This is a genomic window from Corynebacterium nasorum (assembly GCF_030229765.1).
Taxonomy (GTDB): domain Bacteria; phylum Actinomycetota; class Actinomycetes; order Mycobacteriales; family Mycobacteriaceae; genus Corynebacterium; species Corynebacterium kefirresidentii.
In genome coordinates, this window is the sequence record NZ_JASPGY010000002.1 from 71,414 (window position 1) to 87,578 (window position 16,165).

The window sequence follows — 16,165 nt, forward strand, 5'->3', positions numbered from 1 at the left end:
GGGTGTACGCCGGTAGCGAACAGGGGCACGGGCATGTAATCTGGAATCGTTTTATTGTTCCCCGCCCCTCTTCCGCACTGTTTAAGGAAATCTCCACCGTGCCGCAACTTCCTGAGTTCTTCGCCACCCAACACAACCTGCACGAATTGGCAGTAGTGGATGAAGCTCCTTCCTCCACGCTCTTCGCCGTGGAAGACGGGGCCACGCATCAGCCGTTGAGCGTGGAGATTTTCGCCCCAGGAATCACCGGCATGGTGGAAAAGTCCACCGCGCTACATGGATTGCATCACCCGGCTATCGCACCGCTGGTAGGCACGGGCACTACCGCCGACGGGCAAGAGTTCATTGTCCGCGAGGGGTTTGTCGGCACCCAGCTTTCGCAAGTTCCCAATAATCTCAGCCGCACGGACGCGGCGGAGATCTTTGGCCCCCTGGCCGGTGCGGTGGACTTTTTAATCTCTCGCAAACAGGCAGGCTTTGCGGTCCATGGGCTAAGGGAGGCCCGGGTAGGCGTCGACAAGCAGCGGCAGATTTCGGTTCTGGCCGCGGTCGGCCCGTCGGGTGAGGAGCACGGCGATGCGGTAGAAGCATTCGAGCAACTCGTCGCGCGCAAGTGCCCGGACTATAAGGCCACCGGCACGGCGGATAGCGCCAAGGATGTGGTGGCGCATCTGCGCCCGCAGCGAGAGTTCGATACCGCGCAGATCCCTCGCGTGCAAGCCCCCGAACCGCGCCCCCAGCAGCAATTCGCCCCGCCGCAGCCGCAGCAGCAGGCGATGGCCCAGCCCATGGGGCAACAGCCCATGGCGCCAGCGCCGCAGAAGAAGGGCAAGGGCGGTCTCATTGCGTTGATTAGCGTGTTGGCGGTGGCCGCGATTGCTGCCGCGGCGGCGCTGTGGTTCTTCTTGTCCTACCCCAGCTGGAATGACAAAGAACAAAACCTGGCGGATGCGTACCCGAACCTGGTGAGCTCCCGTAGTGGCCAGGAGGGCTTCGATGGGGCAAAGTGTTCCTCGCGTGAGCCGGAGTCTGGCCAGGAGGCCAAGATTTCCTGCGTGGGCGATGGGTTTAGCTATATCGTGACCTACTACCCCAGCATAGAAGAGCGCGATGCCATGCTTCCCGACGCCGAGCCGGTGGAGCTTTCCAATGACCAGTGCACCATCCAAAGCTATGAGACCACCGCGGATGTTCCTACTTACGTCATGGCCGTTGAAGGCACCCAATCCGCGTTCCTCGTGTGGGGCGATAAGGCTGAAAACGAGCGGCTGAACCTGCCGCTGTGCGCCTCTTAAATCGCACTCTCAGAGTTTCCGGCCCGCCGCGCATAGCGTGTGCGGGCCTTATGCCTGTCCTAGTGGCTACTCCGTCGACGGCACGCGCTTGAGGAAGGGGGCCAGCACAATAACCACCAGCGAGAGCACGCCTGCAAAAAGGAATGCCCAGTGCGCACCGTGAGCGGTGGCAGCAGCATCATTCATGCCTTGTGCCAGGCCAGCCTTGGTGCCACGGCTAAGGAACGTCATCAAAAAGGCAGTGCCGGCCGCGCCCGCCAGCTGCTGCAAAGTATTAAGGATGGCGGAGCCGTGTGAGTAGAGCTCATCCGGCAGGGAGGCCAGGGACGTCGTCATCAGTGGCGTCATCATGAGCGCAATGCCGAGGGCGAATAGGACGTGCATAGCAATGACCATCCACACAGCGCTGTCCTCAGTGAGCAGGGTCATCAGCCACGTACCCGCGGCAAGGAGAAGGGCACCTGGAATCATCAGCGGACGGGGCCCGTGGACATCATAGAGGCGGCCTACCATCGGGGAGATGCCGCCTTGCAGCAAGCCGCCGGGCATGACGACGAGCCCGGTGACCAGGGAACTTACCGCCAAAGAGGTCTGCAGGTAGATGGGCAGGACATTGACCACGCCAAGCAATAGCCCGAACATCAAAAGCATGCCGAGTACCGCCACGGTGAAGTTCGGAACCTTAAATGGTCGCATATCCAGCAGGGCGCGATTGTCTTTAGCCAGGCGCACTTGCCGGAGGGTAAAAAGCGCCAAGGCCACAAGTCCTATGGCGAGGACGAGGATGTCTATGAGGCCTTCGCCCTCCAGAATATTTTCTAGGGACGATACGGCATATACCAACCCGCCAAAGGCAAGGACGGACAAAATAACTGAGGGGAAATCCAGCGGGGTATCGCGTTTATCGCCCACGTTGACTAGGCGGAGGTAGCCGGCGACGCCGATGAGGCCGAGCAGCGGAACCATGGTCCAGAAGATAACGTGCCAGGTGAACATGCTAAGAACCAGACCGCCCACCGTAGGTCCGAGCGCTGGGGCCACGGAAATGACCACGGAGATAATGCCCATGACGCTGCCGCGACGCTGCGGCGGGACGAGGGTCATCGCCACCGTCATCAAGGTGGGGATCATCAACGCAGTACCCGCCGCTTGGAAAACGCGCCCCACCAGCAAGATGCCGAAGGCTGGGGCGAGTGCCGCAAAGACTGTACCGGCAAGGAATACACCCGCGGAGGCGAGAAAGATCTGGCGGGTGGTGAATTTATCCATGAGAAAGCCGGTGGTCGGGATGACCACGCCCATGGTGAGCAGGAAACCGGTAAGCAACCACTGGGCGGAGGTAGCCGGGATGTCAAAGTCCGCCATGATGGCAGGCAATGCCACCGAAAGGGCGGTCTCGTTCAGGATCATCACCATCGCACCAAGGACGAGGATGGTGAGGTTGATTTTTACCTCTGCGGAAATGTGCGGATCTGGTTTCTGAGACACCCAGATAGGATACTGAGGCCGCCGATATGGGGAAAGTCGGGGAGTATAATTTTAATGTCTTCCTCCGCGCGGTCAGACCGCGCCACCCGAATATATAGAGAGGCCATCCCAGTGCGTTTTCTCCAGGATTCCCGCCCGCCGTACGAATTGACCTATTCCGATGTGTTCATGGTGCCCAGCCACTCCGAGGTGGGCTCGCGCCAGTCGGTGGATCTCACCACTGAGGACGGCACTGGCAATACCATCCCGCTCATCGTGGCCAATATGACCGCCGTGGCCGGTCGCCGCATGGCCGAGACCATCGCGCGCCGCGGCGGGCTCGCTATCCTGCCACAGGACCTATCCCTGGATGCGGCCGCAGAGACCATCGCCTCCGTGAAAGCGGCTGACTTGGTCTATGACACCCCCATTATCGTGAAGCCGCACCATACCGTGGGCTATACCAGCAACCTTTTGCACAAGCGCGCTCATGGCGCGGCCATCGTGGTCGACGGGGACATGCCCATCGGCATTATCACACCGAAGGATCTGCGCGGGCAGGATAATTTCACCGCCGTCGGCCAATTGATGACCACGGATCTGGTAACGCTGCCGGTGGGCATTGACCCACAGGAGGCCTTCACCAAGCTGCGCAAAACCTCGCGGAAGTTGGCACCGGTGGTCAACCCGGATGGCACCCTGGCCGGAATCCTCACCAGGAAGGGGGCGGTGAGGGCGAAGATGTATAAGCCGGGCGTCGACAAGCAGGGCCGGTTACACATTGGTGCGGCCGTGGGCATCAACGGCGATGTGGAAGGCCGCGCCCGTGCCCTAGCGCAGGCGGGAGCCGACGTCCTAGTCATTGATACCGCACACGGGCACCAAGACAGCATGCTCAGCGCGCTGCGCAAGGTAAAAGCGCTGGACTTGGGGCTTCCCATTGCTGCCGGCAATATCGTCACAGCGGAGGGCGTGCGCGAACTGGTGGCCGCCGGCGCGGACATCATCAAGGTCGGCGTGGGCCCAGGCGCGATGTGCACCACCCGCATGCAAACGGGTGTGGGCCGCCCGCAATTCTCGGCCGTCCTGGAGTGCGCTGCGGCAGCCCGCGAGGTTGGCGCCCACGTCTGGGCCGATGGCGGCGTGCGCGACCCGCGCGATGTCGCTCTTGCTCTGGCCGCCGGTGCCTCCAATGTCATGATCGGCTCCTGGTTCGCCGGAACCTTTGAATCCCCAGGTGACCTGCACAAGGACGCCGATGGCGCCTTCTACAAGGAATCCTTTGGCATGGCTTCGCGCCGGGCAGTGCGCGGCCGCAACTCCGATACGGAGGCCTTCGAGCGCGCCCGCCGCGAGATGTTTGAAGAGGGGATTTCTACCTCTCGTATCTACCTCGACCCCGAGCACGGCGGCGTGGAGCATCTAGTGGACCGAATCATTTCTGGCGTCCGTTCCTCGTGCACTTACGCCGGCGCCAATTCCTTGGCTAGCTTCCACGAACGCGCCACTGTGGGCGTGCAGTCCGCCGCCGGGTTCGCGGAGGGGCAGCCGCGCGCCACGAACCGTTAATAGGCTGCATGCTACGTTGACAGATATGCTAACTCGCTATGACCAAGCGGCCTCCCGCGCGGCCGCACAGGTTATGGGGCGCTACTCCACCAGCTTCTCGCTGGCCACGCGGCTCTTGCGCGGGCGGGTGCGCGCCGATATCCGCCACTTATACGCGGTGGTGCGCATTGCCGATGAGCTTGTCGACGGCGCCGCTGCCCAAGCCCACACCGACCCCGCCGCCGCATTGGATGCCTACGAGAAAACCATCCTGGCCGCACCGCAGCAGCGACTGCACACGGATCTCGTGGTCCACGCTTATGCCTTGACCGCGCGTCGCTGTGGCTTCCCCCGCGAGTACCTTGCTGCCTTCTTTCACTCCATGCGCGCGGATCTTAAACAACGCGAGTATTCTTCGGCCGAGCTGCAAGACTATATCTACGGCTCGGCGGAAGTCATTGGGCTTTTGTGCCTACAGATTTTCCTAGCCGAGGAAAGCGTTTCACCCGCCGACCGCACTGCCATGGAACGCGGCGCCCGCGCGCTAGGTTCGGCATTCCAGAAGATAAACTTCCTGCGTGATTTGGGCGAGGATAGCTCTACTTTGGGGCGCACCTATTTTCAGCAGGCCCCATCCGGCCGGATTGATGAGGCCACCAAGTCCGCGCTCATCGCAGAGATCCGCCAGGAGCTTGCTACCGCCGCGCTCACCATCGACTTGCTACCTGCCTCCGCACGGGTTGGTGTGAGCGCGGCGGCGGATATCTTTGCCGAGCTGACCAATCGCCTCGCCGCAACCCCTGCTACGGACCTCGCCACCACGCGCGTATCCGTGCCCAACCACACCAAGGCTTGGTTAGCGGCCCGCGCAGTGCGCCGCCGCGGCCACAGCAAGCACGCCCCACACCCAGCCGAAGATTAAGGAGAACGTCATGCACGCCGTCGTCATCGGAGCCGGCATCGCTGGACTCGCCACCGCCGCCTTGCTCGGCCGCGAAGGATACGAGGTCACCGTGGTGGACTCGCTGGATGAGGTGGGAGGCCGCGCCGGCAGCTTTGCAGAAGACGGCTTTCGCTGGGATACGGGCCCGTCCTGGTATCTCATGCCCGAGGCTTTCGATCATTTCTTTGCGCTGTGCGGCACCTCTACCGAGGCGGAGCTAGCTCTGGTGGACCTCTCCCCCGCCTACCGTGTTTTTCATGGGGATGCGCCCGTAGACGTGCACTCCGGCATCGAGGAAGTCACCGCGCTGTTCGAGTCCTTGGAACCCGGCGCGGGAGACAAGGTCCGGCAGTACTTGGCGCAGGCCAGCGATACCTATGACATGGCACTCGAGCACTTCCTCTACACCACCTTCTCCGCGCCGCTCAATTTGGTGCACCGCGATATTCGCGCTCGGCTTTCTCGCCTCGTGGCTCTGCTTTCGGCAAACCTGCAGCAGCACGTGGGCCGTAGCTTTGCTGATGCCCGCCTGCGCCAGATTCTGAGTTATCCGGCGGTCTTTTTATCCTCCGAGCCGGCCGCCGCCCCAGCCCTATATTCCCTGATGAGCCACACCGACCTGGTGGAGGGGGTGCGCTACCCACAAGGTGGTTTCGCCGCCGTGGTCCAGGCCGTCTACCGACAAGCGAAGAAGTTTGGCGCCACCTTCCGTTTGGGCGAGGAGGTTACCTCCATCAAGGTATCTAATCGGCAGGTAACGGGCGTGCGCACGAACAAGGGCGCCATCCACGCCGATATCGTGGTCTCCGCAGCGGACTTGCACCACACCGAGACCCAGCTTTTGCCGCCGCAGCTGCGCACCTACCCGGAGCGTTACTGGGGCCGGCGCAATCCGGGCCTGGGTACCGTGCTCATCTTGGCCGGGGTGAAGGGCAAGCTGCCCGAGCTGGCACACCATACGTTGCTCTTTAGCAAGGACTGGGATCCGGATTTCCGCGCCGTCTATTCCGGCCCAGAGCCCTCCCGGCCGTTGGGGGCCTCCGAGTCCATCTACGTGTCCAAGACCTCCGCCACCGACCCAAGTGTCGCCCCCGAGGGCCACGAAAATCTCTTCATTCTGGTGCCGGTGCCGGCCGCGGAGGCGCCCGGGTTTGGCAATGCCTATCACGCTGAGGAGTCCGAGCGCGTTGCTGCGATTGCCGACGCCGCCCTCAACCGCATCGCGGCCACGGCCGGGGTGCCGGATTTGGTAGACAGGGTCGTCGTCAAACGCACGCTCGGCCCCGCCGATTTTGCCGAGCGCTACCATGCCTGGTCGGCCGGCTCCATCGGACCGGCGCACACGCTACGGCAGTCGGCGTTTTTGCGCGGACGCAATGCCTCACGCAAAGTAAACGGCCTCTACTATGCGGGGGCTACCACCGTGCCAGGCGTCGGTGTGCCAATGTGCCTGATTTCGGCCGAGAACATCATTAAGCGCCTGCGGGGCGATAAATCCACCGGCCCACTCGTGCGCTAAAAACTTAGATATCCAGGAGAACTACTCGCCCGCTGCCACTCGAATCCACGCATTTGGGCAAGCGGTTTTCCGGCTTTGCGTCATCTAAGAACTTTGGCGCGGATACATCGCACGCCCAACCTTCGAGCCTGAGGAAGCCGCGGGTATTTACTTCCTCCGGCTTAAAGTCGTGGTTCACGTAGCTATCTACGACCTGCATAGCTTTGGTGCAGTTCGTGCCATCGACTTGCACGTAGACGTTCTTTCGTCCCCATTTTGTATCCATCTGCCCACAGATAGTGCCCATTTTGGCGTTGCCATTGGAATCGGGCTTAGGTGGGAAGGTATCGGAGTAGTACTGACCGTTGTCTTTTACGGTGAAATGATGTCCCTTCGCTGTGACCGTGAACTCATCCGAGTTTGGTGCCTCGAAGGTAACGCCTTCAATTTCTACCTTCTCCCCTGCCTTGAGCTGTTTCGACGGAGTCATATCACCTGGATCCACCGCGCCAGATGGGAAGAATCCCTCCCTCTTTTTGAAGCTGACCATATTAGCCTCCCACTGCGGCTGGTTTGGGTCTGGCATTAGGGGTGGATCTGCGAACTGCACGGTGCACCACGGGCCTGCGGAGAGCTCTTTAAAGGAGCACGAAACTTTTCCATCGGGACTTTTAACTCCCCACGCCTTCGACTGCGCGTATTCGGGGCCCTTCGCCAAAAAGTCCTCGGCCGAACGCATGGTCAGCCCCGAGGAATCCACCTTCTTTTCTGATTCGGTAGTTTCTTCCGCTGTGCTCTCTGGGGAGGAAGCTTCCGCCGAGCTAGTTGCGGTGCTTTCGGTCATCCGTGGACGGAATTGGGGCGCTTCCTCGTTACTGTCAGCAGAGGAACATGACGCAAGCCCAACGGCCAATACAGGTAGGGCAAGGATAGGGAGAATTCTTTTCATGCCTCGCATTTTTCCATGCGGTGAGAAACTGCGCTGGTCTTTTGCAGCAGGGGTGCAGGAACGAACATGAGCAGGAAATAGCAAAGCCGTCAGCCCGCGCGGGCTGACGGCCAAGCGATAGGACGCTAGGTGCTACTTCTGCTCGGGTTTGACCAGCGGGAAGAGCACGGTTTCGCGGATGCCCAGGCCAGTCAAGGCCATGAGTAGACGGTCCATGCCCATGCCCGTACCGGCTGTAGGCGGCATGCCCTGCTCCATAGCCGCGAGGAAGTCCTCATCCAGCACCATGGCCTCATCATCGCCACCGGCGGCCAGGCGGGCCTGATCCTCAAAGCGCTCGCGCTGGATAACCGGGTCCACGAGCTCGGAGTAGCCGGTTGCCAGCTCGAAACCGCGCACGTAGAGGTCCCACTTTTCGGTCACGCCCGGCTCGGAACGGTGCTGGCGGGTCAACGGGGAGGTCTCAACCGGGAAATTCTTGACAAAGATAGGGCCTTCGAGCTGGTCCTCGCACAGGACCTCCCAGATTTCCTCGACCAACTTGCCGTGGCCCCAGCCGCCGTCCTTAGGGACGTCGAGACCAATGACGTCTGCAATGCCCTTGAGCGTCTCGACGTCAGTATCGATGGTGACCTCCGGCTGGCCCGGGAACTTACGCTGCAGGGCCTCATTCAGGGAGGGGTACATCTCGATTTCCGGCCATTCTTCGCCACCGAAATCGAACTCGGTGCCATCGGCAAGGGTGACGGTGGTCGAGCCGAAGACATCGCGGGCAACAGCCTGGATGGACTCACGCGTCATGCGGGCACAATCGTTGTAATCGCCCCACGCAGCGTAGGTCTCCAGCATAGCGAACTCTGGCGAGTGGGAGCGGTCAACGCCCTCATTGCGGAAGTTGCGGTTGATTTCAAAGACGCGGTCAATGCCGCCCACGACCGCGCGCTTCAAGTACAACTCTGGAGCGATGCGCAGGTAGAGGTCAATATCCAGCGCATTGGAGTGGGTGATAAACGGGCGAGCGGCTGCGCCACCGTGCAGGGTCTGCAGCATCGGGGTCTCGATTTCTACAAAGTCCTGGCTTTCCAGGTAATTGCGCAGCGCGCGCATGACCTTGACGCGAATCATGGCGTTCTTGCGGGCATCTTCGCGGATAATGAGGTCGTTATAGCGCTGGCGCACGCGGGTATCTTCAGCCATATCGGCGAAGGACACCGGCAACGGGCGCAAGGACTTAGCGGCCATGGTCCATTCGGAGACCATGATGGACAGCTCGCCGCGGCGCGAAGAAATCACGCGGCCGCGCACGGAGATGAAATCGCCCAAGTCGACGTCGGACTTCCAGGCGTCGAGACGCTCTTTGCCTACCTCTGCGAGGGAAAGCATGGCCTGCACCTGGGTGCCATCGCCATCTTGCAAGGTGGCGAAGCACAGCTTGCCGGTATTGCGCATAAAAATAAGGCGACCGGCAATGGCATGGGTGACCTCGGTTTCCTCACCAGGGGCCAGGTAGGTTACGCCCTCTTCGTTGCCAGGCTCTTCGCCTTCAGCCACGACGCGGAAATCATGGCGCAAATCCTTTAAAGAGATGGTGCGCTCAACGGTTACCGGGTAGGCCTCTACGCCGGATTCCAGCAGGCGATCGCGCTTTTCGCGGCGGATGCGCAGCTGCTCAGGGACATCGTTTACTTCATTATTCTTCTGCTCGCTCACGTTAGCCAAGGGTAGTCGATCCCCACCGCAGCACGCGATTTAGCCCACGCCACCCTCTCCCGGGAAAGGATTTACGCATAATTCACTTCACTGTCACCTCGGGGTCAACACACAGTTACGAAGATGACCTTTTATATATGACTGTCCCCATATGTAATCAATATTTTTCGACATTTTTGGAGCACTACCCATGGCGCTTAAGGGCCGCAATCTTCTCTCTAGTCTCTTCACATCCTCTCGTTCCAGCCTGACTTGCACCTACAAGTGCGGTAATGCCTGCTTTGGAGAGTGCGAGAACAAGTCCGATAACCCGTACTTCGGTGACCAGTTCTCCCGTCGTACCGCCCTGCGCGCGGGCAGCCTGTCCGTCGTAACCGTCGGCGGCGGCGCCGCGCTGGCTGCCTGCTCTAGCCCAGACGATGCTTCTACTGAGGCGTCTTCTTCCGAGGGCAAGGGCGGCAAGACCTCTGAGGCGAACGTCGAGCTAACCTCCGCAGAGGGCATGAAGTTTGACCCAGTACAGCCGAATGAAAAGGACGAAGTAGTCATCCCGGATGGCTACGAGCAGTCCGTGCTCATCGCGTGGGGCGATCCGCTGTTTAAGGACGCGCCGGAATTCGATGACAAGAATCAGACCGCCGAGGCAGCAGAGAAGCAGTTCGGATTCAACAATGACTTCGCCGGCCTCATCGAGCACCCGGACGATGACAACCGCCTTATCTACGTTTGCTCCCACGAGTACACCACCGAGCCGCAGATGTTCCCCAACTACGATGCGGACAACCCCACCGAAGAGCAGGCCAAGATTGGCTGGGCTGGCCACGGTCACTCCATCGTGGAAGTATCCAAGGTAGGAAACACCGGTGAGCTCAAGCGCGAGTTTGGCCCGCTCAACCGCCGCATTACCGCCACCACCGAATTCACCTTGGTCGGCCCGGCTGCCGGTTCCGATTTTGTAAAGACCTCCGCCGATAAGACGGGCAAGAAGGTCAAGGGCACTCTGAGTAACTGCTCCGGTGGCATCACCCCGTGGAACACCATGCTCTCCGGCGAAGAGAACTTTGACCAGTACTTTGCACACGCCAAGCTGGATGACAAGAAGGCGCAGGAGTCCCTAGAGCGCTTCGGCATGGAAGATGGCGAGTCCCAGCGCAAGTGGGAGCGCTTTGATAAGCGTTTCGACGTCTCCAAGGAGCCGAACGAGCCGAACCGCTTCGGCTGGATCGTCGAGATTAACCCACTAGATCCTAAGTCCACCCCGGTCAAGCACACCGCTCTGGGCCGATTCAAGCACGAGGCCGCCAACATCCACATCGCCTCCGATGGCACCGTGGTGTGCTACGCCGGCGATGACTCCCGCTTCGAGTACATCTACAAGTTCATCTCCACCAAGAAGTACAAAGAGGGCGACATCGAGCACAACCTCACCATCTTGGACCACGGCACCTTGTACGTAGCCAAGGTAGAGGGCAACTCCCCAGCCGACGAGATTGACGGCTCCGGCGTACTGCCCGAAGACGGTGCCTTCGACGGCGAGGGCAAGTGGATTAAGCTGCTGACCTCCGATACGGAAAACAATAAGTTCGAGTCCCACGTCGACGGCATGTCTGCAGAAGAGGTTGCGGTCTACACCCGTGAGGCCGCCGATAAGGTGGGCGCGACCAAGATGGACCGCCCTGAGGATATGCAGGTCCACCCAGACTCGGAGAAGGTCTACGTTGCCCTGACCAACAATAAGTACCGTGGCGCTACCGGCGAGAACGCCAAGAAGAACAAGGAAGAGCCTATGGAATGGGCTCCTATCAAGGAGAACAAGAACGGCCTGGTCATGGAGATTGAAGATGACCACGCTGGCGAGAAGTTCACCTGGAACCTCTTCTTGGTCTGTGGCGATCCGAAGGAGGCTAATACCTACTTCGGTGGTTTTGACAAGGAGAAGGTCTCCCCGATTTCCTGCCCGGATAACCTGGCCTTCGATAGCCACGGCAATCTGTGGATCTCCACCGACGGTAACGCGTTGGAGTCCAACGATGGCCTCTACGCGGTGACCACCGAGGGCGATACCCGCGGTGAGCTGAAGTGCTTCCTTACCGTTCCGGCAGGTGCCGAGACCTGTGGCCCCATCGTCACCGATGAGCGCGTGATGGTCAACGTCCAGCACCCAGGTGAAACCGATGATGCCACCTTTGAAAAGCAGACCTCTCACTGGCCTGACGGTGGCAAGTCCACCCCACGCCCGGCAGTGGTTGTGGTGTGGAAGAAGGACGGCAATATCGGCGTCGATAAGAAGTAACCACCACCTGGTTTAAGTACCCACCGCGCGGCCCTTGTTCCTGCTCGAGCAAGGGCCGCGCTTTCGTCTATCCACGGCGACTGAACCAAAAGTCTCCGGGTACCCTTCAAATATAAATCCACCCATCGGTCTCCCCCACAGGCAAACACATATGTGAGTTATGGCATACTATTCGCACGTGTGATGCACGCCACCTGCCCGTCTATGAGGAGACACACACTATGAACTCTCTTGTCCTCGCCGTCATCGGTATCGCGATGATGGTCGCCGGCTATCTGCTCTACTCCAAATTCCTAGGGCGAAGAATTTTCCGGCTATCCCCGAATTACTCCACCCCGGCCCACACCATGGAAGACGGCGTGGATTATGTCCCGACCAATAAATACGTCCTGTGGGGGCACCACTTCACTTCCGTAGCGGGTGCAGCACCGATCATCGGTCCTGCCGTAGCCGTTATCTGGGGCTGGGTACCGGCCTTTCTCTGGGTGACCATCGGCACCATCTTCTTCGCAGGTTTGCACGATCTCGGCGCTCTGTGGGCCTCCCAACGCCACAAGGGCCAATCCATTGGTACCTTGTCTGGGCGCTATATCGGCAAGCGCGGGCGCAACCTCTTCCTCATCGTCATTTTCCTGTTGCTTTTGATGGTGAATACTGCCTTCGCAGTGGTCATCTCCAACCTGTTGGTATCCACTCCCACGGCCGTCATTCCCACGTGGGGCGCCATCGCCGTCGCGCTACTTATCGGCCAAGCCATCTACCGCCTGAAGTGGAACCTACCGCTGGTATCTATCGTGGGTGTGATCGCGCTCTACGCGCTGATGATCATCGGTGACCGCGTTCCCGTGGTCTTGCCGGATACCGTCCTGGGGATTCCCGCCAACGGCGTGTGGATCATCTTGTTATTCATCTACGCCTTCATCGCTTCGATGCTGCCGGTATGGGTGCTGCTGCAGCCACGCGATTACATCAACGGCCTGCAGCTTTTCGTAGGTTTGGCCATCTTGTACGGGTCTTTCCTTATCACTCGGCCCTCGATTATGGCGCCAGCGTTGCGCGATAACGTACCAGACGGCACCCCGGGCATCTTTCCACTGCTCTTTGTCACCATCGCCTGCGGCGCTGTCTCCGGATTTCACGGCGTGGTGGCCTCCGGTACCTCTTCCAAGCAGGTGGATAAAGAAACCGACGTGCGCTTTGTGGGCTACTTCGGCGCGGTGGGCGAGGGCTTGCTCGCACTGGGCACCATCATCGCTACTACCGCTGGCTTCAAGACCGCCGCGCAGTGGGAAGAAATCTACTCCGAGTGGAACGCCGGCGGCGTGGACGCCTTTGTGCAAGGCGGCGGCGCGCTCATGAATGAGGGCTTGGGTATTCCTACCTCCCTTTCCGGCACCATCTTGGCCACCATGGCCGTGCTTTTTGCGGCTACCACGATGGACTCGGGTGTGCGCCTGCAGCGTTTGGTGGTCCAAGAAATCGGCGAAATCATAGGCGTACGCATCAAGGCTTTGGCCGCCACCGTCATTGCGGTGGGCTTGGCCTTTGGGCTGACCTTCTCCGCCGGCGTGGATGGCTCGGGCGGCATGACCATCTGGCCGCTATTCGGTACCACCAACCAGCTCATGGCAGGACTCTCCTTGGCCATCGTGGTAGTCATCCTCACCCACCTACGTCGGCCGACGTGGCCAGTGGTCATCCCGCTCATCTTCGTTACCGCCATGTCCCTGTGGGCCGCGCTCCTGCAGCTAAAGTCGCTATTTACTAGCCAGAACTGGCTGCTGTTCTGCATGGACGCCATCATCGTGGTCGCCACCATCTGGGTCATTGTGGAGGCCGTCGGTGCCATCTCTCGTGCCCGCAAGGAGGCCCCACTGGAGTGGTCCGATGATGATCTTGACGCCCCGCTGCCCGAGCATGCTCGACAAGCTTAGGGCGTTCGGGGCTGGTCTCAATGAGTTCTACCAGGCCCCGTACCGCGCCAGTTTTGCCAAAGCCCAGCAGCAGGAAGACGATCTCTTCATGATGCTGGTGGTCTCGGAGGCCCTGGGCATTCCCAACCCGGCCAGTTACTACACCCTGGAGCTTTTGCCGTTGGTCTATGAGGATTTCCACGCCTGGCATACGCGCATGGGAATGGAAAGATCCCCGCTGGAGAATATTCAATGTTGTTAGAGACTGCACCCATCATGTTCTTTGGGGGCAAGGGCGGGGTGGGAAAGACCACCCTGGCTACCGCCACCGCGCTGCGCCTGTCCCGCGATCACCGCGTCTGCTTGGTCTCTACGGACCCAGCGCACAACTTGGGGCACATCTTTGGCACCGCGCTTGGCGATGCCCCCGTGGCCCTCACCCCTTCCCTCTCCGCCATCGAGATCGACCCGGCGCGCGCCACGGAACAACATCTTGCGCAGGTAGGTTCTGCGATGCGCCGTTTCATGCCCGAGCATCTGCATGGCGAGGTCACAAAGCACCTGGACTTGGCCCGGCAATCGCCCGGCACGCAGGAGGCAGCACTATTGGAGCGTATCGCGGCGCTCGTCGGCGAAGAGTCCGACGTCGATTTCCTCATCTTCGATACCGCCCCGTCTGGGCATACCTCGCGGCTGATGGCTTTGCCAGAAATCATGGCCGCCTATACCGATGGCTTACTTTCCCGGCGCGAGAAATCCGATAAATTCGGCTCGCTAGTACGCGGAATGTCGCCCGGCAACAGCGCGAATAATGACCCCGTGGACCGGCGCAATCAGGAAATTCGCGCCACTCTTTTCCAGCGGCGCGAGCGCTTTTCCCAGCTGCGCGCGGCGCTGACTTCACCGCGCACGGTCTTCCATATTGTCCTTACCGCCGAGCGCCTGCCCGTACTCGAGTCAGCCGAGTTCCACGCGGACCTCACCGGAAATGGCGTGCGCGTGGGGTCCATGCTGGTTAACCGCCGTACCCCTGCCAACCAGGGAGAATTCCTCGCCGCCCGTCGCGCGGCCGAAGATGAGGCGCTCGCACTTCTCCGCGCCAAGCTCCCGCAGACCCCAGTGCGCGAGGTTCCGTGGCTGCCGGAGGAAGTGGGGACTCCGGGGGCCGTCGAAAAGCTGGCGGAATTTCTCTAGCTCTTCCCCCAACCAGCCCCATCAGGATTTCTAGTCTGCTAAAACCGAAATATGACTTTGCTCACCAAGGAATACCTGTCCCAGTTGCGCAAGGAGGCTGCGGCCGATTCACGACAGCGGCTGGCCCGCAACGCCATCACCAACGTTGGCGCGGCCAAGGCGGCGCTTGACCGCGACCGCATTACCGCCTTATACCCCACCACGGAAACCAAGCTGGATAGCTTGGATGTAACGGATCAAAAGCGTTCCGGCCGCTGCTGGATGTTCGCTGCGTTAAACGTCTTCCGCCACCGCGCTGCGCAGGAACTCAACGTAGATAATTTCGAGTTTTCCTTCACCTACCTGCAGTATTTTGACAAGCTGGAGCGGGCCAACCTGGTTCTCAATCAGCTGCTGGATAAAAAGGACGCTGGTTGGGATGAGCGCACCGTGGCCGCAGTGCTCGACCACGCTGGAGCCGACGGCGGCTGGTGGTCCTTCTTTAGCAACCTGGTGGCCAAGTACGGCGTGGTACCTGCCGAGGTCATGCCGGAGGTCCGCTCGTCTGGACATACCGCGGAAATGAACCGCGATCTCGCCACGGTGGTGCGTCGCGCCGCCGCGCTAGATGGCCCGCGCGAGGACATCCTTGCTCAGGCACGCAAAGATTTCCACCGCATCCTGGCCATCCACCTGGGCACCCCGCCCGAGGATTTTACCTGGGCGTATCGCACCAAGGACGAGCAATTCGTGCGCCTGCACTCCACCCCGCGCGAGTTTGCCAAGAAATACCTACCCCACCTCGACGAGTTCGTGGTGCTGGCTGATGACCCCCGTTCCACCAACCCCAAGCATCGCGTATTTAGCAGCGCTGATGAAAGCAATGTGCTGGGTGGCGCGCCACAAGAGTACTTAAACGTCACCGTGGAAGAGCTCAAGGAGACCGCCAAGCGCAGCCTAGCCGCCGGCGAGCCGGTGTGGTTTAGCTGCGACGTCAACCGTCAATTCTCTTTCCTCAACGGCGTATGGGACGAGGGACTGGTGGATACCGATGGCCTCTACGGCATCGATTCCACCATGACTAAGGAGGAGCGTTTTACCTCCGGCGAGACCGCGCCTACCCACGCGATGGCGCTCACCGGTGTGGATGGGGACCGAGCTTGGCGCGTGGAGAACTCTTGGGGTTCCAAGCCACCACGCAAGGAAGACGGCGAGGATGTGCCCGGCAAGGGCTTTGCCACCATGTCCGATGCCTGGTTTGACCAGAACGTCTTCCACATCGCCGTGCGCAAGGAGCACCTGAGCGATGAGCTTTCTCAGGCGCTAGATACCGAACCGATTGAGCTTCCCCTCTGGGACCGGATGAACTAAGGAGA

Annotated in this window: 12 protein-coding genes; 9 read left to right on the forward strand and 3 right to left on the reverse strand. The window is 60.5% G+C overall.

The window, feature by feature from the left end:
• Nucleotides 1-98 precede the first annotated feature (98 nt).
• Nucleotides 99-1,295, forward strand: a complete 1,197-nt coding sequence (locus tag QP904_RS02295) for a serine/threonine protein kinase (RefSeq protein ID WP_284835455.1) — start codon at nt 99-101, stop codon at nt 1,293-1,295.
• A gap of 66 nt (nt 1,296-1,361) precedes the next feature.
• Here QP904_RS02295 and QP904_RS02300 read toward each other — a convergent pair whose 3' ends face one another.
• Entirely contained in the window at nt 1,362-2,783 is a 1,422-nt protein-coding gene (locus QP904_RS02300; RefSeq protein WP_239208073.1) for an MDR family MFS transporter, read from the reverse strand.
• A 111-nt stretch (nt 2,784-2,894) separates the two neighbouring features.
• On the opposite strand from QP904_RS02300, the gene QP904_RS02305 reads away from it, so the two are divergent.
• From QP904_RS02305 to crtI, 3 genes are read left to right on the forward strand one after another with little or no spacing between them, the layout of a single operon-like run.
• Complete coding sequence (locus QP904_RS02305; RefSeq protein ID WP_200288638.1) at nt 2,895-4,331, forward strand: GuaB1 family IMP dehydrogenase-related protein; 1,437 nt, start codon at nt 2,895-2,897, stop codon at nt 4,329-4,331.
• Between the two features lie 25 nt (nt 4,332-4,356).
• A complete protein-coding gene (locus QP904_RS02310) occupies nt 4,357-5,232 on the forward strand; it encodes a phytoene/squalene synthase family protein (RefSeq protein WP_239205475.1) in 876 nt (291 codons plus the stop codon).
• Between the two features lie 10 nt (nt 5,233-5,242).
• Entirely contained in the window at nt 5,243-6,772 is a 1,530-nt protein-coding gene (crtI, locus tag QP904_RS02315; protein WP_284835456.1) for a phytoene desaturase family protein, read from the forward strand.
• Nucleotides 6,773-6,776: 4 nt separating this feature from the next.
• On the opposite strand, the gene QP904_RS02320 is transcribed toward crtI, so the two are convergent.
• Complete coding sequence (locus QP904_RS02320) at nt 6,777-7,595, reverse strand: hypothetical protein (RefSeq protein ID WP_239205471.1); 819 nt, start codon at nt 7,593-7,595, stop codon at nt 6,777-6,779.
• 237 nt (nt 7,596-7,832) lie between these two features.
• Entirely contained in the window at nt 7,833-9,410 is a 1,578-nt protein-coding gene (lysS, locus tag QP904_RS02325; protein WP_086588204.1) for a lysine--tRNA ligase, read from the reverse strand.
• Nucleotides 9,411-9,600: 190 nt separating this feature from the next.
• Here lysS and QP904_RS02330 point away from each other — a divergent pair, with 190 nt between their 5' ends.
• From QP904_RS02330 to QP904_RS02350, 5 genes are all read left to right on the forward strand, one after another.
• On the forward strand, nt 9,601-11,703 hold the full coding sequence (locus QP904_RS02330; protein WP_200288635.1) for a PhoX family protein: 2,103 nt from the start codon (nt 9,601-9,603) through the stop codon (nt 11,701-11,703).
• A gap of 221 nt (nt 11,704-11,924) precedes the next feature.
• On the forward strand, nt 11,925-13,637 hold the full coding sequence (locus tag QP904_RS02335) for a carbon starvation CstA family protein (RefSeq protein ID WP_284835457.1): 1,713 nt from the start codon (nt 11,925-11,927) through the stop codon (nt 13,635-13,637).
• Nucleotides 13,621-13,878, forward strand: coding sequence for a cory-CC-star protein (locus tag QP904_RS02340; RefSeq protein ID WP_239205465.1), 258 nt, complete (start codon nt 13,621-13,623; stop codon nt 13,876-13,878). The genes QP904_RS02335 and QP904_RS02340 overlap by 17 nt, the downstream gene beginning before the upstream one ends.
• Nucleotides 13,869-14,810 carry an ArsA family ATPase gene (locus QP904_RS02345; RefSeq protein ID WP_023019923.1) on the forward strand — a complete coding sequence of 314 codons (942 nt, stop codon included), beginning with the start codon at nt 13,869-13,871 and terminating at the stop codon, nt 14,808-14,810. The genes QP904_RS02340 and QP904_RS02345 overlap by 10 nt, the downstream gene beginning before the upstream one ends.
• Before the next feature lie 51 nt (nt 14,811-14,861).
• Nucleotides 14,862-16,160: a C1 family peptidase gene (locus QP904_RS02350; protein WP_284835458.1), complete on the forward strand. Its 1,299-nt coding sequence runs from the start codon at nt 14,862-14,864 to the stop codon at nt 16,158-16,160.
• Nucleotides 16,161-16,165 lie beyond the last annotated feature (5 nt).